Below are 20,298 nucleotides of genomic sequence, written 5' to 3' on the forward strand. Positions count from 1 at the left end.
GGCGATAGTACCCTTAACACGTTCACAGGTCGTATTGCCTCAGAGAAGTGACAAACATAAGGTGAACGTAGCAATATACCGGAGGCAACAGATTCATTACCTCCGTATGTGCCACTCATCCTCGTTAACTGACAAGCATTACCTCCGCAGAGGCCGTCTTGGTTTGCGCTGACGATTACAGCGCTTTCAGGATCGCATCCACGCTGGCTTTGGCATCGCCAAACAGCATATGGGTGTTTTCTTTAAAGAACAGCGGGTTCTGCACGCCAGCATAGCCGGTGTTCATAGAGCGTTTGAACACGATAACGTTCTGCGCTTTCCATACTTCCAGCACCGGCATACCGGCGATTGGGCTACGCGGATCGTCCTGCGCCGCCGGGTTTACCGTATCGTTGGCGCCAATTACCAGCACGGTATCGGTATCGGCGAAATCATCATTGATTTCATCCATTTCCAGCACGATGTCATAGGGTACTTTGGCTTCCGCCAGCAGTACGTTCATATGACCTGGCAAGCGCCCTGCTACCGGGTGAATACCGAAACGTACCTTGATGCCGCGCGCGCGCAGTTTCTCGGTGATTTCAGCGACCGGATATTGCGCCTGTGCCACGGCCATGCCATAGCCCGGGGTGATTATCACGGAGTGCGAGTTCTTCAGCATTTCTGCCGTGTCTTCCGCATTAATCTCACGATGCTCACCGACTTCTTCATCAGACCCCGTAGAAGAACCATCAGAACCAAAGCCACCGGCAATCACGCTGATAAACGAACGGTTCATCGCCTTACACATGATGTAAGACAGGATCGCACCGGAAGAACCGACCAGCGCACCGGTGACGATCAGCAGATCGTTACTGAGCATAAAGCCCGCTGCCGCCGCCGCCCATCCTGAATAGGAGTTAAGCATTGAAACGACGACCGGCATATCCGCACCGCCGATGGACGCCACCAGATGCCAGCCAAAGGCTAACGCAATAATGGTCATCACCAGCAGCGCCAGAACCTGCAGACCCACGCTTTCGGTACGAACAAACACCACCAGCAGCAGGAAAGAAACAACCAGTGCCGCCAGGTTCATTTTGTGACGATTCGGCAGCATCAGCGGTTTAGAAGAGATCTTACCCCGCAGTTTGCCAAACGCCACCACGGAACCGGTAAAGGTCACCGCACCGATGAAGATACCAAGGAACACTTCTGTCAGGTGAATGTTCACCAGAATCGGTTCCAGGCCCGTGTCGTGATACAGGTAGCTGTTGAAACCCACCAGTACCGCCGCCAGACCGACGAAGCTGTGCAGAATCGCCACCAGCTCCGGCATCTCGGTCATCTCGACTTTCTTCGCCAGACGAATACCAATCGCGCCGCCGATGATCATCGCCACCAGGATCCACGCAACGTTGCCGGTCTCCGGGCCAAAAATCGTGGCAATCAGCGCAATCGCCATCCCGGCGATACCGTAGTTGTTACCCTGTTGAGAGGTTTCGTGTTTCGAAAGCCCCGCCAGGCTGAAAATAAACAGGATCGCGGCAACAATGTATGCAGCTGTAACTAATCCTCCAGACATATGTTACCCCTTAGTTTTTCCGGAACATTTTCAGCATGCGCTGAGTCACGGTGAAGCCACCGAAAATATTAATGCTGGCAATAAGCACCGCGATAAAGCTCAGGAAACTCACCCAGCCACCCTGGCCAATTTGCAATAACGCCCCGACAACGATGATCCCGGAGATAGCGTTTGTCACGGACATCAGCGGAGTGTGTAGCGCGTGCGACACATTCCAGACCACGTAGTAACCCACTACACAGGAAAGCGCGAACACCGTAAAGTGACCCAGGAACTCTTTCGGCGCGACATCAGCGAGCCAGCCAAACAGTATGACGACCAGCGCCATCAGCGCATATTTGCGCCACGGTGAGGTCGGTTTTTTCTCTTCTTTCGGTGCGGGCGCGGCTTTTGGCGCAGCCTGCGGCTGAGCAGAAACCTGGATCGGCGGCGCAGGCCAGGTGATTTCACCCTCGCGAACCACCGTAACGCCACGTACGACTACATCGTCAAAATCGACGGTGATATTGCCGTCTTTCTCTTTGCACAACAGCTTGAGCAGGTTAACGAGGTTCGTGCCATAAAGCTGGGAAGACTGCGTCGGCAGTCGGCCTGGCAGGTCGGTATAACCGATAACCTTCACCCCGTTCTCGGTGGTGGTCACCTGGTTGGGCACGGTATATTCGCAGTTACCGCCGTTTTGCGCGGCGAGATCGACAATCACGCTGCCCGCCTTCATCGAATCGACCATTTCACGGGTGATCAGTTTCGGTGCCGGTTTGCCCGGAATCAACGCGGTGGTAACGATAATATCAACGTCTTTCGCCTGTGCGGCGAAGAGCGCCATTTCGGCTTTGATGAACGCTTCGGACATCACCTTGGCGTAACCGTCGCCGCTGCCGGCCTCTTCTTTAAAGTCCAGTTCGAGGAACTCAGCGCCCATACTCTGAACTTGTTCTTTCACTTCCGGACGAGTGTCAAAAGCACGAACGATAGCGCCCAGGCTGTTTGCCGCACCGATAGCTGCCAGACCTGCCACACCCGCCCCAATCACCATGACCTTGGCAGGTGGAACCTTGCCCGCGGCGGTGATCTGGCCGGTGAAGAAGCGGCCAAATTCATGAGCGGCTTCAACAATGGCACGATACCCGGCGATATTCGCCATCGAGCTTAAGGCATCCAGCGACTGCGCGCGCGAAATACGCGGCACGGAGTCCATCGCCATAACCGTCACGTTGCGCTCTGCCAGCTTCTGCAACAGCTCAGGGTTTTGCGCGGGCCAAAGAAAACTCACCAGCGTCGTGCCCGGGTTGAGCAACGGGATTTCCGCCTCTTCCGGCGCGTTGACCTTCAGGATGATCTCTGACTGCCAGACGGCATTTCCGTCAACAATTTCTGCGCCTGCTTGTACAAACGCCTTATCGTCAAAACTTGCCAGTTGACCTGCACCGCTTTCAACCGCGACGCTGAAACCCAACTTAAGCAGCTGCTCAACCGTCTTCGGCGTAGCTGCGACGCGGGTTTCATTGGTTAACCGTTCTCTTGGTATGCCAATTCGCATAATGTTCCCTTCCATCTGTATTTGTGATGATGGTTTATCAATGTTCGCACGAGGCATGCGCGCACTCTCGAAAGAGGTCAGTGTTACCCCAATAAAATAAAACAGTAACAAACTCTGTATAACCTACTGAAAATGACGCCTGTGATCTAGCGCCAAAAAACAGTATTTATTATGAAATTCGCGAAATAGAGATGAATCGAACCGCTGGCAGATAAAATACCCTAAAAATAGCCCACAAAGGCCGATAATTCGCTCAAGCGAAGCGGCAAAACATGATTACGTGCCTGCCAAAAACAATTGATTAACATTAAATTAACTTATGAAATTCAACTGCTTTATCAGTTTTGGTCGCCAAACGCCGAAATTTTCGACATATCACAAAATGTTATCTGTGTTGTTACGTCACGTGGCACGATGAGTGAAAATTGACGCAGACACTGACACAATTTAAATGCAATAATCAGCGACGTTTCTAGTCAATAACAATACCAGTACCTGGTTTGCGCAAGGCGAAGGATTATTTTTATGAAGCTTAAGAACACTCTCCTGGCGTCCGCACTTATTTCTGCGACTGCTTTTTCTGTAAATGCAGCGACAGAATTGACGCCGGAGCAAGCGGCTGCCCTGAAACCCTATGACCGCATTGTGGTTACCGGTCGTTTTAATGCTATCGGTGACGCGGTGACCGCCGTATCACGCCGTGCAGATAAAGACGGTGCAGCCTCCTTTTATGTTGTTGATACCTCAGATTTTGGCAGCGGCGGTAACTGGCGCGTTGTAGCCGACATCTATAAAGCCGATGCTGAAAAAGCGGAAGCGTCCAAAAACCGTGTCATTAACGGCGTGATGGAATTACCGAAAGATCAAGCCGTTCTGATAGAACCATTCGATACCGTTACGGTGCAGGGCTTCTACCGCAGCCAGCCTGAAGTGAACGATGCCATCACCAAAGCAGCGAAAGAGAAAGGCGCTTACTCCTTCTACATCGTGCGCCAGGTCGATGCCAACCAGGGCGGCAACCAGCGTATTACCGCATTCATCTATAAAGCTGATGCGAAAAAACGCGTAGTACAAAGCCCTGATGCGATCCCAGCAGATTCAGATGCCGGACGTGCCGCATTAGCAGCCGGTGGCGAAGCCGCGAAGAAAGTTGAGATCCCAGGCGTTGCGACTACCGCGTCTCCGAGCGCTGAAGTCGGTCGTTTCTTCGAAACGCAATCCACCAAAGGTGGGCGTTACACTGTCACGCTACCGGATGGAACCAAAGTTGAAGAACTGAACAAAGCAACCGCCGCTATGATGGTGCCGTTCGACAGCATCAAGTTCACCGGTAACTATGGCAACATGACTGAAATCTCTTACCAGGTAGCCAAACGCGCAGCGAAGAAAGGCGCTAAGTATTATCACATCACCCGCCAGTGGTCTGAACGTGGTAATAACATGACCATCAGCGCTGACCTGTATAAGTAATACTCAATACCTTATCAGGTCTACAGCCTTGTAGACCTGATAATTTCCCGCCATCCTCCCCTCGGGCGAAACAAAAACAGCAGTATTAAGACTACTTTTCACACTATTAGTCACAAATCTCTCTATCCCCATTGCATGCGTTCTCTTCTCTCCGTAAAATCCCGCGCCTTAGTGGCTTTCACCATTTTTATGCGGTTTGCCAAAATAATTATTCTCTCACTCTCGTTTTTGTCACTGGATACAAATGGAAAAGAAATTGGGTCTGAGCGCACTCACCGCGCTGGTTTTAAGCTCAATGCTCGGCGCTGGTGTTTTCAGCCTGCCACAAAATATGGCGGCGGTAGCAAGCCCGGCTGCATTACTGATTGGTTGGGCGATTACCGGTGCGGGTATCCTTTTGCTCGCCTTTGCCATGCTGATTCTGACGCGTATCCGTCCTGAACTGGATGGCGGCATATTTACCTATGCACGTGAAGGTTTCGGTGAGCTGATTGGCTTTTGCTCCGCGTGGGGATACTGGCTGTGTGCTGTTATCGCTAACGTTTCGTATCTGGTGATTGTTTTCTCTGCGCTCAGCTTCTTTACCGACACGCCGGAGTTACGTCTGTTTGGCGACGGTAATACCTGGCAGTCGATTGTTGGCGCATCGGTGCTGTTGTGGGTGGTCCATTTTCTGGTGCTGCGTGGTGTGCAAACGGCAGCCAGTATTAACCTGGTGGCGACGCTGGCGAAATTACTGCCGCTTGGTCTGTTTATCGTGCTGGCGTTTATGCTGTTTAAGCTCGACACCTTTACCCTCGATTTTACCGGCGTAGCGTTGGGCGTTCCCGTCTGGGAGCAGGTAAAAAACACCATGCTCATCACCCTGTGGGTTTTCATCGGTGTGGAAGGCGCGGTGGTGGTTTCAGCTCGTGCCAGAAACAAACGCGATGTCGGACGCGCTACGCTGCTGGCGGTACTCGCCGCGCTGGGCGTTTATCTGCTTGTCACCCTGCTGTCTCTGGGCGTTGTCGCACGTCCCGAACTGGCGGAGATCCGCAACCCCTCAATGGCCGGTCTGATGGTGAAAATGATGGGGCCATGGGGTGAAATTATTATTGCCGCAGGTCTGATTGTCTCCGTGTGCGGTGCTTATTTAAGCTGGACGATTATGGCGGCGGAAGTGCCGTTCCTCGCCTCCACGCACAAAGCGTTTCCACGCATTTTTGCGCGGCAGAACGCGCAAGGCGCGCCATCGGCGTCGCTGTGGCTGACCAATATCTGCGTACAGATTTGCCTGGTGCTGATCTGGCTCACAGGTTCCGACTACAATACGTTATTAACCATCGCCTCAGAAATGATTCTGGTGCCCTATTTACTGGTCGGCGCATTTCTGCTGAAAATTGCCACTCGTCCAATTCATAAGGCTGTCGGTATCGGAGCGAGTATTTATGGCATATGGTTATTGTATGCGTCAGGTCCGATGCACCTGCTGCTGTCTGTGGTGCTGTATGCGCCAGGGCTGCTGGTCTTCCTTTATGCCCGTAAAACACACGCGCATGAAAACGTATTAAAACGCCAGGAAATGGCGCTGATCGGCCTGCTGCTTGTTGCTGCTGTTCCGGCGACCTGGATGTTGATGGGGTAACATTGTCCCCATCGTTCGCGACACATGGAGATTACGATGGGTAAAAAGCCCCCTTTGCCAATTCTTATCACCGGAGGAGGTCGACGTATCGGCCTCGCCGTCGCATGGCACTTTATTAATCAAAAACAGCCAGTTATCGTTAGCTACCGCACGCATTATCCGGCTATTGATGGCCTGCGAGATGCGGGCGTGCTGTGTATCCAGGCTGATTTTTCCACCGATGAGGGCGTACTGGCCTTTGCGGATGAGGTCAAAGCACAGACGGATGGCCTGCGCGGTATTGTGCATAATGCCAGTGCCTGGCTTGCAGAAAAGCCCGGTGCGCCGTTAACCGAAGTGCTGTCAGCCATGATGCAGATTCACGTCAATACCCCCTACCTGCTCAACCACGCGCTGGAAGGATTGCTGCGCGGGCATGGACACGCGGCCAGCGATATTATCCATTTTACGGATTATGTTGTGGAGCGTGGCAGCGATAAGCACATCGCTTATGCAGCCAGCAAAGCGGCGCTGGACAACATGACCCGCTCGTTCGCGCGCAAACTGGCACCAGAAGTGAAAGTGAACGCGATTGCCCCCTCGCTAATCCTGTTTAACGAGGGTGACGATGCAGAGTATCGTCAGCAGGCATTGAACAAATCACTGATGAAAACAGCGCCGGGTGAAAAAGAGGTCATTGATTTAATTGACTATCTGTTGACCAGCTGTTTTGTCACCGGGCGTAGTTTTGCCCTTGATGGCGGGCGTCATCTGCGTTAGTGCAATTTAATCCAACAAAAAATAAGCAACCATGCGCTCAGGCCCCAGCACCCCACTGAACCGCCGAGCGCAACGGGTAAGCGCATAAATCCGGTGAAATACCACAGCGAAACGAGGTAGACAAAATAGGGAATAATCGACCACATGCTGAAGACAATGGTTGTACGCAACGCTTCGATCCCACGTTCACTGGCCACGATATAGTGGGCAATCAACGCAAAGGTCGGGAACAACGGAATTAATCCGGCAATATAGTAGTTCTTTGTTTTCGCCAGCACACCAATCAACACCACCACCAGCGCACCGAGCGCCGCTTTTATAACGAGTCCCATCACTCTGCCTTAACACATCAATAACATCAGCCCCTAGCATAACGGAAGCGTTCTTGTTTAGAAAAGATTAATGGAAGGAAAAACCAGGGCGGTGTATGTTGGCGTTTTATATTCAAAATGAATGATATGAACACCATCGTATTTGTTGAAGATGATCCCGAAGTTGGCTCGCTGATTGCAGCCTATCTGGCCCGGCATGATATTGAGGTTATCGTTGAGCCTCGAGGTGATTTGGCCGAGGAGAAAATCCTGCAAGTTCAACCCGATCTGGTGTTATTAGATATCATGCTGCCGGGCAAAGATGGGATGACTATCTGCCGCGATTTGCGTGGACGCTGGCAGGGTCCTATTGTCCTGCTCACCTCGCTGGACAGCGATATGAACCATATTCTGGCGCTGGAAATGGGTGCCTGTGACTATATTCTGAAGACAACGCCACCAGCAGTGCTGCTTGCTCGCCTGCGTCTGCATCTGCGCCAGAATGAACACTCAGTCCAGTCTAAAGGCATTCAGGCGGCAACCATCACGCCGCACACGACGCTGCGCTTTGGCACACTCACTATCGACCCAACCAATCGTTCCGTGCTGCTCGGCGGCGAGCAAGTCTCACTCTCCACCGCAGATTTTGAATTACTGTGGGAGCTGGCAACCCATGCCGGGAAAATTATGGACCGCGATGCGCTGCTGAAGAACCTGCGCGGCGTAAGTTATGACGGCATGGATCGCAGCGTTGATGTCGCAATTTCCCGGTTACGCAAAAAACTGCTCGATAACGCGACTGAACCCTATCGAATCAAAACGGTGCGCAACAAAGGTTATCTGTTTGCACCGCACGCCTGGGACGATGAGTCTCAAATGTAATCCCTCCGGGCCGACCATTATACGTTACACCGTCACTTTTAATATCACCCAGATTTGGGTGATGAAAATGGTGTGTATCGTCACCGTGAATTAGTCAGTCCTCAAGTAAGATCCAAGCCTTCCCTTTCACGGAAGGCTTTCTTTTGTGTCAACTAAACGTCAGCCCGTCGTATTTTTTCCAACGGTAATTTATTGCAGAAATAATCCAGCAGCCGATAAAGACGCCAATAATCGCAAACCCGACATTCCCCATATGGTCACTCAACTCGCTGACGGTATCCCACAACCCCCCCTGAAGCGAAAATGCGTCAGAGAGAAGCCCCAGCGCCTCCAGCCCGCCAATAAAAAGCGCAACAATTACCGAGGTCCCGGTGATGGTCATATTGTAATAGAGCTTACGCTGCGGCTTATTGAATGCCCATCCGTAGGCCTCAACCATCAGGATACTGTCGAGGCAGTCGATCAGCGCCATGCCGCAGGTAAACAGCGCCGGGAACACGAGAATTGACCACACCGACATGCCACTGGACGCGCTTGAAGCAGAAATTCCGAGCAGAGAAATTTCAGTAGCGGTATCAAAACCCAGGCCAAACAAAAAGCCGACAAAATACATATGCCAGTCTTTGCCTACCAGCCGAAACGCCGAGCGGAAAAGCCAGTTCAGCGGGCCTGAAACTGTCATTTCCTCTGTGGTGCCATCGTAAGTACCGGTGCGTTTTAGATGACGAAAAGCCTTCCAGACATGACAGAATATAACGAGATTAATGGTAGCCAGAATCAACAGAAATACGGCAGAAACCGTGGTACCTATCAGACCGCCGACATTCTGAAACCATGTCATGTGTTGCTTAAACACGCTGGTGGTCAACGCAATGCCAATGCTTGCCAGTACCACAATGGTGGAATGCCCCAGAGAAAACCAGGCTCCCGTCGTCAGGGCGCGTTTTTTCTGCTGCATGAGTTTACGCGTAGCGTTATCTATCGCGGCGATATGATCGGCATCAACAGCATGGCGCAAACCATAGCACCATGCGATCAGACTAAGCGCCAGTAACGATGTGTTGTTGCTAAACACAGTGAAAGCCCACAGCCACGCCACGATGTTTGCCCCGATGAGTAAGACCATCAACAAAATAATGTTCGGGCGTTTTTTTAAAAATGAAAACAATGCGTTCATTGCTCCCAGCCTGTCAAATTTGCGCTAGACAACACACCACACCGCCGTTCAATGATTGATTAATAAAACATTTACCAGGCTAATGATAACTCTAAATAATTACCAACCCAGTGTCGTAGATCAAAATTGATTACCCCCAAAAGCGAGTTCCGCGCTCGCTAACTCTGCGATGCGCAGGGGTATCGTGGCGCAGTCTCCTTCTTGCAGAAACCAGGCAGACGACAACCCACACCAGGCAATAATCCACATCAGCAAACGCTGCCGTTCAATCCTCGCGATTTCAGACACAATATTTACCCGTTGTGCGAATATTTCTGGCTCAATGGCGACAGGTTTGGTGGGGTCGGCAAGATCGGGATTAGTAAAAATATTGGCGTAATCAAAGCCACGCTCGCCCACCAGCCCTTTAGGATCGATAGCCAGCCATCCTTTCGTTCCGAAATCAAGAATATTGCCGTGGTGTAAGTCACCGTGCAATACGACTTCATTCTGGGGAGAGGAGAGCAATATGTTTGCCACCTCTGCACAATGCGTCAGGATGCCGCCATGCTTTTTCGCGGCAGGAGCCAGATCGCGAAACCAATAAAGTAGCGGTGTTAACGCAGGCGTTGACGCATTCCGGGGGAGATGGAGTCGACTGGCTGCATGGCAAATAATGCGACAGGCCTGCGCATCATTGCCAGACCAGGACATGTCCGCTAAAGACCCCGCCCCTGTTGCACGTTCTAACAGAATCGCCCCTGCTGCATGAGCAAGCACTTTCGCAGCACCATTCCCGTTCCACCAGACCATTAGTTCGCAGCCGTTCCGTTCACTGTCATCGTCGGTGAGTTTGAGTATGGCTTTCTGACCATCTTTGGTCACCACGGGCAAAAGCTGTGATGTGTGCGTCTCAAGCGGTTGGCCATCAGGAGTAAGTCCCCAACGGCTAAGCCAGGTGTTGAACAGACTATTTTCCAAACATTATCCTCATTTTTTTCGCCGGAAATGACCCTCGACAGGGACGGTGTAGACATTATTCCTGCTTTCTGCTGGTTGGGCCACAACGACCCACGCCCACCATTCCTAGCTTATCGTGTAGAGCACTAAAGGGCACACCCTTGCGTATCGGTGTGCCATGCTGACTGTGTTTTTTCAATAGAGGAAGACACGATGATCACGTTATGCAAAGCCTGTGGAACATCCTATGAGGTTGCAGACGCCCTTCCTGAACATTGCGATATCTGCCAGGACGAACGTCAGTATGTCCCCGCGACCGGACAGGAATGGGTCGATTTTGCCGCACTTTGTGCTTCGCACACAAATAAGTGGCGGCAACATGACAGCACCCTCCTCAGCATCCGCACCGTTCCTGGTTTTGCAATTGATCAACGGGCGTTTATTCTGCGTACTCCGGAAGGCAATATTTTATGGGACTGCATTGCCACGCTCGACGACGCCACAAAAATGCTAATAACGTCCCTGGGCGGGCTTAAGGCCATCGCGATTTCGCATCCTCATTACTACACCACCATGCAAGACTGGGCTGACGAATTTAACGCTCCCATTTATCTCCATGCCAACGACCGCAAGTGGGTAATGCGCGACAGCCCGTGGATTAAATTTTGGGATGGCGACACCCTGGAACTAACACGCGACGTCAGTGTGATACGCCTCGGCGGACACTTTGCTGGCGGCTGCGTTCTGCACTGGGCGCGAGATGAAGGCGTGGTGCTTTCCGGCGATATCGTTCAGGTCACCCCTGGGGCGCATGCCGTCTCCTTTATGTGGAGCTACCCCAATATGTTGCCATTGCCAGCCGCAACGGTCAGCGACATTACCCACCGCCTGAGTACGGTGAAATTTAAGCAACTTTATGGCGCGTTTGAAGGGAAAGACATAACGAAAAATGCCGATGACATCGTGCAGCGCTCAGGTGAAAAGTACGTTTCCTGTCTCAAGTAAGCAGGCTGCCTGTCACTGACGTTCACCAGGATGAAAAAGGATAGAAATGATAGGCCGCTCCGATGACAGACACATTCACTATCACACTGATAATAAAGTAGGTTTTGAATGGCTGTTTTTGTGTTTTATGGCGAAAGAGTTGTTGAGCGGCTATCGCGCCACCCCACCCGCCAACAACGCCAAACAGCAGCAAAGTGGACTCCGGCACTCGGCGCCAGGCCCTGCGCGCTGCCATTTTATCCGCACCGTACATTGCCAACGTCAGTATGTTGGCGAGCAAAAACCATATAACAAAGGGATGCGAGGTGAAAATGCAGCCTAACGCTGCGAAAATGAGTAGTAAATAACAACAGCGATTGAAATTCATATTTTTATATCACAGCAATTTTGAGAGTATCGGTGAGCATTATATTATGTATTCGGTGATTTTTTATGAAGAAGCTGTTTGTACAGTTTTATCTCCTGCTGTTTGTCTGCTTTCTGGTGATGACCCTGCTGGTCGGCCTGGTCTATAAATTCACCGCAGAGCGCGCAGGCAGACAATCCCTCGACGATTTAATGAAAAGCTCGTTATACCTGATGCGCAGCGAGCTTCGCGAGATCCCGCCACGTGACTGGGGTAAAACGCTGAAGGAGATGGATTTGAACCTCTCCTTTGACCTGCGCGTTGAACCGTTAAATAAGTACACGCTGGACGTTCAAACAATGCAACGTTTGCGCGAAGGCGATATCGTGGCGCTTGACGATCAGTACACATTTATTCAACGGATCCCACGCAGCCATTACGTGCTGGCCGTCGGCCCGCTTCCCTATCTCTATTTTCTCCATCAAATGCGCTTGCTGGACATCGCGTTGATGGCGTTTATTGCTATCTCGCTGGCCTTTCCGGTACTTATCTGGATGCGACCGCACTGGCAGGAAATGCTGCGACTGGAAGCTGCTGCACAGCGTTTTGGGGAAGGACATCTGGGCGAACGCCTCCATTTTGACAGCGGTTCCAGCTTTGAGCGATTGGGTATCGCGTTTAACCAGATGGCAGACAATATCAATGCGCTAATCGCCAGTAAGAAACAACTTATCGATGGCATTGCCCATGAGCTTCGTACCCCACTGGTACGCTTACGTTACCGGCTGGAAATGAGTGATAACCTCACCGCGCAGGAATCCCAGGCACTAAATCGCGATATTGGCCAACTGGAAGGGTTAATCGAAGAATTACTGACCTATGCACGGCTGGACCGCCCGCAAAATGAACTGAAGCTCAGCGTACCGGATCTGGCCGTTTGGCTGACAACCCATCTGGAGGATGTGCAAAGCGTAAACCCTGAGCGTGCGGTGCGCTTACGCCATCTTAATATTGGCGACTACGGCGCGCTGGATATGCGCCTGATGGAGCGCGTACTGGATAATCTACTGAATAACGCCCTGCGCTATTGCCAGTCTACGGTGCAAGCGAGCCTGTTATTGAATGGCAATCAGGCGACGCTGGTTGTGGAAGATGACGGTCCCGGTATTGCTCCAGACGCCCGCGAACAGGTTTTTGAACCGTTTGTACGCCTTGACCCCAGCCGTGACCGGGCGACCGGTGGTTGCGGGCTTGGGCTAGCCATTGTTCACTCGATCGCATTGGCTATGGGCGGTACGGTCGTCTGTGATAAAAGTGAACTCGGCGGCGCCCGCTTTTGTTTCAGTTGGCCCGTCTGGCATAACATTCCTGAAATTTCAGCTGCCTGACCCATTCGGCTCGGTGGTCAAATGGTGGAGGTTGTGCTATAAAAAAGTATGTTGTAACTAAAATGGTAAATCTATGGCCCGTTACGATCTCGTCGACCGCCTGAACGGCACCTTCCGCCAGATGGAGCAAGAGCTGGCGCTTCTGAACGACAATCTGTTGCAGCAGACGCTGCTGATTGCGCGCGTCTTCTCGTTACCGGAAGTGGCCAAAGAGGCAGAGCATGCCCCACTGCAGAACATTGATGTTAAGCAGCATTTAGGTAAAGAGGCTGAAACGCTGGCGCTACGCCACTATCGTCATCTGTTTATCCAGCAACAGTCCGAGAATCGTAGCAGCAAAGCGGCCGTCCGCCTGCCAGGCGTACTGTGTTATCAGGTAGATAACGCAGCTCAGCGCGCTCTGGAAGAGCAAATACAGCGTATTAACCAGCTAAAAACCACCTTCGAGCGCATTGTCACGGTGGAATCAGGGCTGGCACCGGCAGCGCGTTTTGAATGGGTGCATCGCCACCTGCCGGGACTGATTACACTGAATGCCTATCGTACGCTCACCCTTGTCAGAGAGCCTGCCACCCTGCGATTTGGCTGGGCCAACAAACACATTATTAAAAATCTGAAACGCGATGAAGTACTACAGCAACTGGAAAAAAGCCTGACGTCGCCGCGCAGCGTACATCCCTGGACGCGGGAAGAGTGGCAGGCGAAACTTGAACGGGAATATCAGGATGTCGCCGCCCTGGGCCAGCAGGCGCGCCTGAAGATTAAACGGCCGGTAAAAGTGCAGCCCATCGCCCGCGTCTGGTACAAAGGAGAACAAAAGCAGGTGCAATATGCCTGCCCGACGCCCTTGATCGCGTTGCTCAACAATGAAAACGGCATGACCGTACCAGATATCGGCGAGTTACTGAATTATGATGCCGACAATGTTCAGCATCGTTTTAAACCTCAGGCGCAGCCGTTGAGATTGATTATTCCCCGGCTGCACCTGTACGTTGCGGACTAACTGCCTGGCCGCATACTGCCAACCATCAGTTCCGGGCGTACCCAGCTGTCAAACTCCGCTTCGGTTAGATACCCCAGCGCCAGGGCGGAGGCTTTTAACGTCAGCCCCTCTTTGTGCGCCTTTTTGGCAATTTCAGCGGCTTTATCATAACCGATATGGGTATTGAGCGCGGTCACCAGCATTAGCGACTCGTTGAGCAGTTGATCGATTCGTTCACGATTGGGCTCGATCCCTGTCGCGCAGTGCTCGTTAAAGCTTTCCATACCGTCAGCCAGCAGACGCACCGACTGCAGGAAATTGTGGATGACCATCGGACGGTAAACGTTGAGCTCAAAATTACCTGACGCTCCGCCCATGTTGATGGCGACATCGTTGCCCATTACCTGACAGCAAAGCATGGTGAGCGCTTCACACTGGGTAGGATTGACCTTACCCGGCATAATGGAGCTGCCCGGTTCATTTTCAGGAATCGAAATTTCGCCAATCCCGCAACGCGGACCGGATGCCAGCCAGCGCACATCGTTGGCGATTTTCATCAGCGATGCCGCCAACCCTTTTAGCGCGCCGTGGGCGTGAACCAGCGCATCGCAGGTGGCTAGCGCTTCAAATTTATTCGGTGCGGTAACGAACGGCGCACAGGTAATGTCCCGCAATTCATCCGCGACCCGACGGGCATATTCCGGATGCGTGTTCAGTCCGGTCCCTACCGCGGTTCCTCCCAGCGCCAGTTCCGCCACGTGGGGTAAGCTGTTTTCAATGTGTCTGAGGTTATGTTCAAGCATTGCCACCCAGCCGGAAATCTCCTGGCCAAGCGTAAGCGGGGTTGCATCTTGCAGATGTGTACGACCGATTTTGACGATATCCGCGAAAGCGTGTGATTTATCACTGAGCGTTTTGGTTAACACATTTAACTGCGGGATCAGTGAGTTACGCAGCGCCAGCAGCGCGGCAACGTGCATTGCGGTCGGGAACACATCATTCGAGCTTTGGCTTTTATTGACATCATCGTTGGGGTGAACTTTCCGTTCCATCCCCCGCACGCCGCCCAGCAACTCGCTGGCCCGGTTTGCCAGCACCTCGTTCATGTTCATATTGCTTTGCGTACCTGACCCGGTTTGCCAGATGGCCAGCGGAAACTCATCGCGGTGTTTATCCGCCAACACCTCATCTGCGGCCTGCATAATAGCCCTGGCTTTATCCTCCGCCAGCAGCCCGAGATCCTGGTTAACCTTTGCTGCGGCGCGTTTCGTCAGCGCCAGCGCATGGATCAGCGAGACCGGCATTTTCTCCGTAGAGATACGAAAATGCTCCAGCGAACGTTGGGTTTGCGCGCCCCAAAGTTTATCGGCTGGAACATCAATCGCCCCCATTGAATCATTCTCGCGGCGTACCGTTACCATTACCTGCTCCTTACATTAACAATTGATTAGGTTATGTTTCGACATTGCCCATTTGCATTGGTCTTATGAGTATTAACGAGGATTAATCTGTCGTTTGGTGGTTCGTGCGGTAAAAAAAAACCGCCCCGAAGGGCGGCTGACGTTACTTAACGCAGCGTGCGCACTGCGACGTCTGAATCTGTTTGAAGAAATCGTTGCCTTTGTCATCCACCAGGATAAACGCCGGGAAATCTTCCACTTCAATTTTCCAGATGGCTTCCATCCCCAGTTCAGGGTATTCCACACACTCCAGACTCTTGATACTGCCCTGGGCCAGCACCGCTGCCGGGCCGCCGATACTGCCTAAGTAGAAGCCGCCATGCTTATGACAGGCATCGGTCACCTGCTGGCTGCGGTTGCCTTTCGCCAGCATGATCATGCTGCCACCTGCGGACTGAAGCTGGTCAACATACGAATCCATACGCCCTGCCGTGGTTGGTCCAAGCGAACCAGAGGCATAGCCTTCCGGCGTTTTTGCCGGGCCAGCGTAATAGATCGGATGATCTTTAACATACTGCGGCAAACTTTCACCGTTATCCAGACGTTCTTTCAGTTTCGCATGCGCAATATCACGGCCAACAATGATGGTGCCGTTAAGCGACAGACGTGTAGAAACCGGGTATTGCGACAGCTGAGCCAGGATCTCTTTCATCGGACGATTGAGGTCAACCCGTACCGCTTCGCCTTCTCCCGCCTGGCGCAACTCTTCTGGTATATATTTGCCAGGATTATGCTCCAGTTTTTCGATCCAGATACCTTCACGGTTGATCTTAGCTTTGATATTTCGATCGGCTGAGCAAGAAACGCCCATACCAACCGGACACGACGCACCGTGACGCGGCAGGCGGATCACGCGGATATCATGAGCGAAGTACTTCCCGCCGAACTGCGCGCCCAGCCCCAGATTCTGTGCCTCAATCAGCAGCTCTTTTTCCAGCTCCACATCGCGGAATGCCTGACCATGTTCGTTACCTTCGGTCGGCAGCTCATCGTAATATTTAGCCGACGCCAGTTTCACCGTTTTCAGCGTGGCTTCAGCTGACGTTCCACCGATCACGAACGCAATGTGATACGGCGGACAGGCCGCTGTTCCCAGCGTTCGCATCTTCTCAACCAGGTAATTTTTTAATTTGCCCGGCGTGAGCAGCGCTTTGGTCTCCTGGTACAGATAGGTTTTGTTCGCCGAACCACCGCCTTTGGCAATACACAGGAATTTGTATTCATCGCCATCGACGGTATACAAATCTATCTGTGCCGGCAGGTTGGTACCGGTGTTCACCTCTTTATACATATCCAGCGCGGCGTTTTGTGAATAGCGCAGGTTATCTTCGATGTAGGTGTTATACACACCGCGCGCCAGCGCAGCTTCATCACCGCCGCCGGTCCAGACGCGCTGACCTTTTTTACCCACGATAATCGCGGTGCCGGTGTCCTGACAGGTCGGCAAAATACCTTTTGCCGCAATATCAGAATTCCGCAGGAATTGCAGGGCCACATATTTGTCGTTTTCGCTGGCCTCCGGGTCACGCAGAATGTCGGCCACCTGCTGCTGATGCGCAGGACGCAGCATAAACGATGCATCATGGAAGGCCTGACGAGCCAGCAGCGTTAAGGCTTGCGGCGCGACTTTAACGATCTCCTGCCCTTCAAATTCGGCAACGGAGACATGGTCGCTGGTCAGCAGATAGTATTCGGTATCATCCTTTTTGAGGGGGAAAGGATGCTGATAATGAAAGGGTTTGTTTGACATTGTGCTCTCACTTACTGCTCGGTCTGGTTATTCTCTGGGCAGATGTTCCATTGCCCTGCTTCCCTGCCGCAGGTCGGGTTGTAGAAGGAAAGGCTTTCTGCAACCGGAATTACTCAGGGTATTAAAAGCGAGTCACCATATCCTACACAATTTTTTAACAAAAACTGAGACAAGTACGACTTTTTACATGTGCAGGTTACTTCGCTCAGGGTTTCTTGGTTTAATAGCCGTAGAAAATTCCACATTGAAACAGGGCTTGAGAATGCAAAAACTCATCAACTCAGTGCAGAACTACGCCTGGGGAAGTAAAACTGCGTTAACGGAACTTTATGGGATTGCCAACCCCACTCAGCAACCGATGGCTGAGCTGTGGATGGGCGCGCATCCGAAAAGCAGTTCGCAGGTTCTGGACGCTAACGGCCAGACGGTCGCTCTGCGTGATGTCATAGAACACGATAAATCCGCACTGTTAGGCGATGCCGTTGCGAAACGCTTTGGTGAACTGCCTTTCCTGTTTAAAGTGCTGTGCGCCGCGCAACCTCTTTCGATTCAGGTTCATCCTAACAAGCACAACTCTGAAATCGGATTTGCCAAAGAAAACGCGGCGGGGATCCCGATGGATGCCGCCGAGCGCAATTACAAAGATCCTAACCACAAACCGGAACTGGTTTTTGCTTTGACACCGTTCCTGGCGATGAACGCATTCCGCGAGTTCTCTGACATTGTCGCATTGTTACAACCGGTGTCCGCCGCGCATCCGGCTATTGCGCATTTCCTGCAGGAACCGAGCGCGGAACGTCTGAGCTATCTTTTCGCCAGCTTGCTGAATATGCAGGATGAGGAGAAATCCCATGCGCTGGCGATCCTGAAATCGGCGCTGAACAGCCAGCAGGGTGAACCGTGGCAAACCATTCGCCTGATCGCCGATTTCTATCCGAATGACAGCGGGCTCTTCTCCCCGCTGCTGCTCAATGTGGTGAAGCTCAATCCTGGCGAAGCGATGTTCTTATTTGCCGAAACCCCACACGCCTACCTGCAAGGTGTGGCGCTGGAGGTAATGGCTAACTCGGACAACGTGCTGCGCGCCGGACTGACGCCAAAATACATTGATATCCCGGAGCTGGTCGCCAACGTTAAGTTTGTCGCCAAGCCAGCCAATCAGTTGCTGACCACGCCAGTTAAGACTGACAGCGAACTGGACTTCCCCATTCCGGTCGACGATTTCGCGTTCTCCTTGCATGAACTGACCGCCAATGGCGCAGATATCAGCCAGCAAAGTGCGGCCATTTTGTTCTGCATCGAAGGTGAAGCCGTGCTGAGCAAGGGCGAGCAGCGTCTGGTGCTGCAGCCGGGTGAGTCGGCCTTTATTAGCGCGAATGAATCGCCGGTAAACGTCAGCGGCACGGGCCGTTTAGCTCGGGTTTATAACAAGCTGTAGCAAGATACTGATATTTTTAACAACTCTTGCTAAGCTGTAGTGAGTTAAAGACATGTCACTCCTCCAGGCGTCTTCAAACGCCTGGTTTTATTTTATGGATATCAAAATGAAAAAATCGCTGGTAGCTGCGGGTGTGGTGGTTGCACTGGGTATCGTCTGGACGGGCGGCGCCTGGTACACAGGAAAGAAACTCGAAACGCATCTCGCCGAGATGGTGACGCAGGCAAACGATCAGTTAAAACGCTACTCCCCAGAGGCGGGCATTGAACTGAGTTATCAAAACTACCAGCGCGGCGTGTTCAATAGCCAACTGCAGTTGGTGGTGAAACCTGTTGCCGGGCAGGCAGATTCCTGGCTGAAACCGGGACAAAGCATCGTCCTGAATGAAACCGTGGATCACGGTCCTTTCCCGCTGGCTCAGCTGAAATCACTGAATCTTGTTCCGGCAATGGCCTCCGTGAAAACGACGCTGGTCAATAACGACGTGACGAAGCCGCTGTTTGATATTGCCAAAGGTGAGACGCCATTCATCATTAATTCCCGTATTGGCTACAGTGGGGATACCCGTTCCGATCTCTCCCTCAAACCGCTGAACTACGAGAAAGGCGACGAAAAAGTGGCCTTTAGCGGCGGGGAGTTCCAGTTTACGGCAGATAAGGATGGTAATGCGGTGTCGCTGACTGGCGAGGCGCAAAGTGGCCTGGTTAATGCCGTCAATGAGTATGATCAGAAAGTACAAGTTACTTTCAATAACCTGAAAACTGAAGGTTCCAGCAGTATTGCAAGCTTTGGTGAGCGCATCGGCGATCAGAAATTGTCCCTCGAAAAACTGTCGATTTCAGTCGAGGGCAAAGAGCTGGCGGTGCTGGAAGGCATGGGTATCGATGGCAAATCCGATCTGATTAACAATGGCAAAACCGTCAACAGCCAGTTGGATTACACCCTGAACAGCCTTAAATTGCAGGGCCAGGATATGGGGAGCGGTAAGCTGACGTTGAAAGTTGGCCAGATTGACGGTGAAGCACTGCACCAGTTCAGCCAGCAGTACAGCGCCCAAACCAAAGCGCTGATGGCGCAGATTGATGTGGTGCAAAATCCTGAGCTTTATCAGCAGAAAGTCACCGAAGCCTTCTTTAATGCGCTACCGATTCTGATGAAAGGCGAACCGGTTGTCACCATTGCTCCACTGAGCTGGAAGAATGCAAAAGGTGAAACCACATTTAATCTGTCACTGCTGCTAAAAGATCCGACCGCAAACACGGTGGAGCCGCAAACGCTGGCCCAGGAAGTGGATCGTTCCGTCAAATCGCTGGATGCGAAACTGACCATCCCTGTCGATATGGCGACTGAGTTCATGACGCAAATTGCCAAACTGGAAGGATATCAGCAGGAAGAAGCGGCTGGTCTGGCGAAGCAACAGGTTAATGGCCTGGCGGCGATGGGTCAGATGTTCCGCATTACGACTTTGCAGGACAACGTTATCGGCACCAGCCTGCAATACGCAAACGGCCAGGTGACGCTGAACGGACAAAAAATGCCGCTGGATGAGTTTGTTGGTATGTTCGGTATGCCTTCTCTTACACAGCCGGATGCCCCTGCCATCCCGCAACAATAATCACTCGTCAGTGACAGGCCCGGTAACAGTGTTTATCGGGCTTTT

At 52.2% G+C, this 20,298-nt stretch carries 17 protein-coding genes; 9 read left to right on the forward strand and 8 right to left on the reverse strand.

The genetic code is table 11. The annotated features are described in order from the left end of the window. Nucleotides 1-175 precede the first annotated feature (175 nt). Together pntB and pntA are read right to left on the reverse strand one after the other, a co-directional pair. Nucleotides 176-1,564, reverse strand: a complete 1,389-nt coding sequence (gene pntB, locus KQJ19_RS02870) for a Re/Si-specific NAD(P)(+) transhydrogenase subunit beta (RefSeq protein ID WP_016153031.1) — start codon at nt 1,562-1,564, stop codon at nt 176-178. A gap of 10 nt (nt 1,565-1,574) precedes the next feature. Then, nucleotides 1,575-3,104 (reverse strand): Re/Si-specific NAD(P)(+) transhydrogenase subunit alpha, encoded by a 1,530-nt coding sequence (gene pntA / locus KQJ19_RS02875; RefSeq protein ID WP_181220456.1) that lies wholly within the window; start codon nt 3,102-3,104, stop codon nt 1,575-1,577. A 525-nt stretch (nt 3,105-3,629) separates the two neighbouring features. On the opposite strand from pntA, the gene ydgH reads away from it, so the two are divergent. The 3 genes from ydgH to folM all read left to right on the forward strand — a co-directional run bounded on the left by ydgH (nt 3,630) and on the right by folM (nt 6,960). Continuing rightward, nucleotides 3,630-4,574 carry a DUF1471 family protein YdgH gene (gene ydgH / locus KQJ19_RS02880; RefSeq protein WP_016156455.1) on the forward strand — a complete coding sequence of 315 codons (945 nt, stop codon included), beginning with the start codon at nt 3,630-3,632 and terminating at the stop codon, nt 4,572-4,574. Between the two features lie 244 nt (nt 4,575-4,818). Further along, nucleotides 4,819-6,201, forward strand: coding sequence for an amino acid permease (locus KQJ19_RS02885; RefSeq protein WP_016153028.1), 1,383 nt, complete (start codon nt 4,819-4,821; stop codon nt 6,199-6,201). Between the two features lie 36 nt (nt 6,202-6,237). Next, a complete protein-coding gene (gene folM, locus KQJ19_RS02890; protein WP_049041460.1) occupies nt 6,238-6,960 on the forward strand; it encodes a dihydromonapterin reductase in 723 nt (240 codons plus the stop codon). On the opposite strand, the gene KQJ19_RS02895 is transcribed toward folM, so the two are convergent. Then, the gene (locus KQJ19_RS02895; RefSeq protein ID WP_216403320.1) at nt 6,957-7,292 is read right to left on the reverse strand and encodes a GlpM family protein; all 336 of its coding nucleotides are present in this window, start codon (nt 7,290-7,292) and stop codon (nt 6,957-6,959) included. The two genes, folM and KQJ19_RS02895, sit on opposite strands and share 4 nt — an antisense overlap. Nucleotides 7,293-7,409: 117 nt before the next feature. Between KQJ19_RS02895 and rstA the strand changes: the two genes are divergently transcribed. Further along, nucleotides 7,410-8,153 (forward strand): two-component system response regulator RstA, encoded by a 744-nt coding sequence (gene rstA / locus KQJ19_RS02900; protein WP_181220457.1) that lies wholly within the window; start codon nt 7,410-7,412, stop codon nt 8,151-8,153. Nucleotides 8,154-8,301: 148 nt separating this feature from the next. Here rstA and KQJ19_RS02905 read toward each other — a convergent pair whose 3' ends face one another. Next, nucleotides 8,302-9,330, reverse strand: coding sequence for a HoxN/HupN/NixA family nickel/cobalt transporter (locus KQJ19_RS02905; protein WP_216403321.1), 1,029 nt, complete (start codon nt 9,328-9,330; stop codon nt 8,302-8,304). Between the two features lie 120 nt (nt 9,331-9,450). Then, on the reverse strand, nt 9,451-10,290 hold the full coding sequence (locus tag KQJ19_RS02910; protein WP_049281806.1) for an aminoglycoside phosphotransferase family protein: 840 nt from the start codon (nt 10,288-10,290) through the stop codon (nt 9,451-9,453). Between the two features lie 192 nt (nt 10,291-10,482). Here KQJ19_RS02910 and KQJ19_RS02915 point away from each other — a divergent pair, with 192 nt between their 5' ends. Next, complete coding sequence (locus tag KQJ19_RS02915; protein WP_019076747.1) at nt 10,483-11,274, forward strand: MBL fold hydrolase; 792 nt, start codon at nt 10,483-10,485, stop codon at nt 11,272-11,274. Nucleotides 11,275-11,296: 22 nt separating this feature from the next. Here the strand turns inward: KQJ19_RS02915 and KQJ19_RS02920 are convergent, their stop codons facing one another. Continuing rightward, on the reverse strand, nt 11,297-11,641 hold the full coding sequence (locus tag KQJ19_RS02920; RefSeq protein ID WP_072034061.1) for a DUF1294 domain-containing protein: 345 nt from the start codon (nt 11,639-11,641) through the stop codon (nt 11,297-11,299). A 65-nt stretch (nt 11,642-11,706) separates the two neighbouring features. On the opposite strand from KQJ19_RS02920, the gene rstB reads away from it, so the two are divergent. Next, the gene (rstB, locus tag KQJ19_RS02925) at nt 11,707-13,008 is read left to right on the forward strand and encodes a two-component system sensor histidine kinase RstB (protein ID WP_046276335.1); all 1,302 of its coding nucleotides are present in this window, start codon (nt 11,707-11,709) and stop codon (nt 13,006-13,008) included. Nucleotides 13,009-13,081: 73 nt separating this feature from the next. Continuing rightward, nucleotides 13,082-14,011: a DNA replication terminus site-binding protein gene (gene tus / locus KQJ19_RS02930; RefSeq protein WP_019076745.1), complete on the forward strand. Its 930-nt coding sequence runs from the start codon at nt 13,082-13,084 to the stop codon at nt 14,009-14,011. Here tus and fumC read toward each other — a convergent pair. Together fumC and fumB are read right to left on the reverse strand one after the other, a co-directional pair. Then, complete coding sequence (gene fumC, locus KQJ19_RS02935; protein ID WP_016153018.1) at nt 14,008-15,411, reverse strand: class II fumarate hydratase; 1,404 nt, start codon at nt 15,409-15,411, stop codon at nt 14,008-14,010. The two genes, tus and fumC, sit on opposite strands and share 4 nt — an antisense overlap. Before the next feature lie 142 nt (nt 15,412-15,553). Then, complete coding sequence (gene fumB, locus KQJ19_RS02940; protein ID WP_016153017.1) at nt 15,554-17,200, reverse strand: class I fumarate hydratase; 1,647 nt, start codon at nt 17,198-17,200, stop codon at nt 15,554-15,556. 262 nt (nt 17,201-17,462) lie between these two features. Between fumB and manA the strand changes: the two genes are divergently transcribed. Together manA and KQJ19_RS02950 are read left to right on the forward strand one after the other, a co-directional pair. After that, a complete protein-coding gene (manA, locus tag KQJ19_RS02945; RefSeq protein ID WP_049041450.1) occupies nt 17,463-18,638 on the forward strand; it encodes a mannose-6-phosphate isomerase in 1,176 nt (391 codons plus the stop codon). 106 nt (nt 18,639-18,744) lie between these two features. After that, complete coding sequence (locus KQJ19_RS02950; protein WP_131345660.1) at nt 18,745-20,253, forward strand: YdgA family protein; 1,509 nt, start codon at nt 18,745-18,747, stop codon at nt 20,251-20,253. The last annotated feature ends 45 nt before the right edge of the window (nt 20,254-20,298 follow it).

Origin of the sequence: Citrobacter sp. S46_ASV_140 (assembly GCF_018919545.1) — a bacterium.
Taxonomy (GTDB): Bacteria; Pseudomonadota; Gammaproteobacteria; order Enterobacterales; family Enterobacteriaceae; genus Citrobacter; species Citrobacter braakii.

Excerpts from the sequence above, each read along its gene's own strand:
- KQJ19_RS02895 (WP_216403320.1), bottom strand. The coding sequence starts at position 7,292 with ATGGGACTCGTTATAAAAGCGGCGCTCGGTGCGCTGGTGGTGGTGTTG.
- pntB (WP_016153031.1), bottom strand. The coding sequence starts at position 1,564 with ATGTCTGGAGGATTAGTTACAGCTGCATACATTGTTGCCGCGATCCTG.
- KQJ19_RS02905 (WP_216403321.1), bottom strand. The coding sequence starts at position 9,330 with ATGAACGCATTGTTTTCATTTTTAAAAAAACGCCCGAACATTATTTTG.
- KQJ19_RS02950 (WP_131345660.1), top strand. The coding sequence starts at position 18,745 with ATGAAAAAATCGCTGGTAGCTGCGGGTGTGGTGGTTGCACTGGGTATC.
- rstA (WP_181220457.1), top strand. The coding sequence starts at position 7,410 with ATGAATGATATGAACACCATCGTATTTGTTGAAGATGATCCCGAAGTT.
- manA (WP_049041450.1), top strand. The coding sequence starts at position 17,463 with ATGCAAAAACTCATCAACTCAGTGCAGAACTACGCCTGGGGAAGTAAA.
- pntA (WP_181220456.1), bottom strand. The coding sequence starts at position 3,104 with ATGCGAATTGGCATACCAAGAGAACGGTTAACCAATGAAACCCGCGTC.
- KQJ19_RS02885 (WP_016153028.1), top strand. The coding sequence starts at position 4,819 with ATGGAAAAGAAATTGGGTCTGAGCGCACTCACCGCGCTGGTTTTAAGC.
- rstB (WP_046276335.1), top strand. The coding sequence starts at position 11,707 with ATGAAGAAGCTGTTTGTACAGTTTTATCTCCTGCTGTTTGTCTGCTTT.
- tus (WP_019076745.1), top strand. The coding sequence starts at position 13,082 with ATGGCCCGTTACGATCTCGTCGACCGCCTGAACGGCACCTTCCGCCAG.
- KQJ19_RS02915 (WP_019076747.1), top strand. The coding sequence starts at position 10,483 with ATGATCACGTTATGCAAAGCCTGTGGAACATCCTATGAGGTTGCAGAC.
- folM (WP_049041460.1), top strand. The coding sequence starts at position 6,238 with ATGGGTAAAAAGCCCCCTTTGCCAATTCTTATCACCGGAGGAGGTCGA.
- fumC (WP_016153018.1), bottom strand. The coding sequence starts at position 15,411 with ATGGTAACGGTACGCCGCGAGAATGATTCAATGGGGGCGATTGATGTT.
- fumB (WP_016153017.1), bottom strand. The coding sequence starts at position 17,200 with ATGTCAAACAAACCCTTTCATTATCAGCATCCTTTCCCCCTCAAAAAG.
- ydgH (WP_016156455.1), top strand. The coding sequence starts at position 3,630 with ATGAAGCTTAAGAACACTCTCCTGGCGTCCGCACTTATTTCTGCGACT.
- KQJ19_RS02920 (WP_072034061.1), bottom strand. The coding sequence starts at position 11,641 with ATGAATTTCAATCGCTGTTGTTATTTACTACTCATTTTCGCAGCGTTA.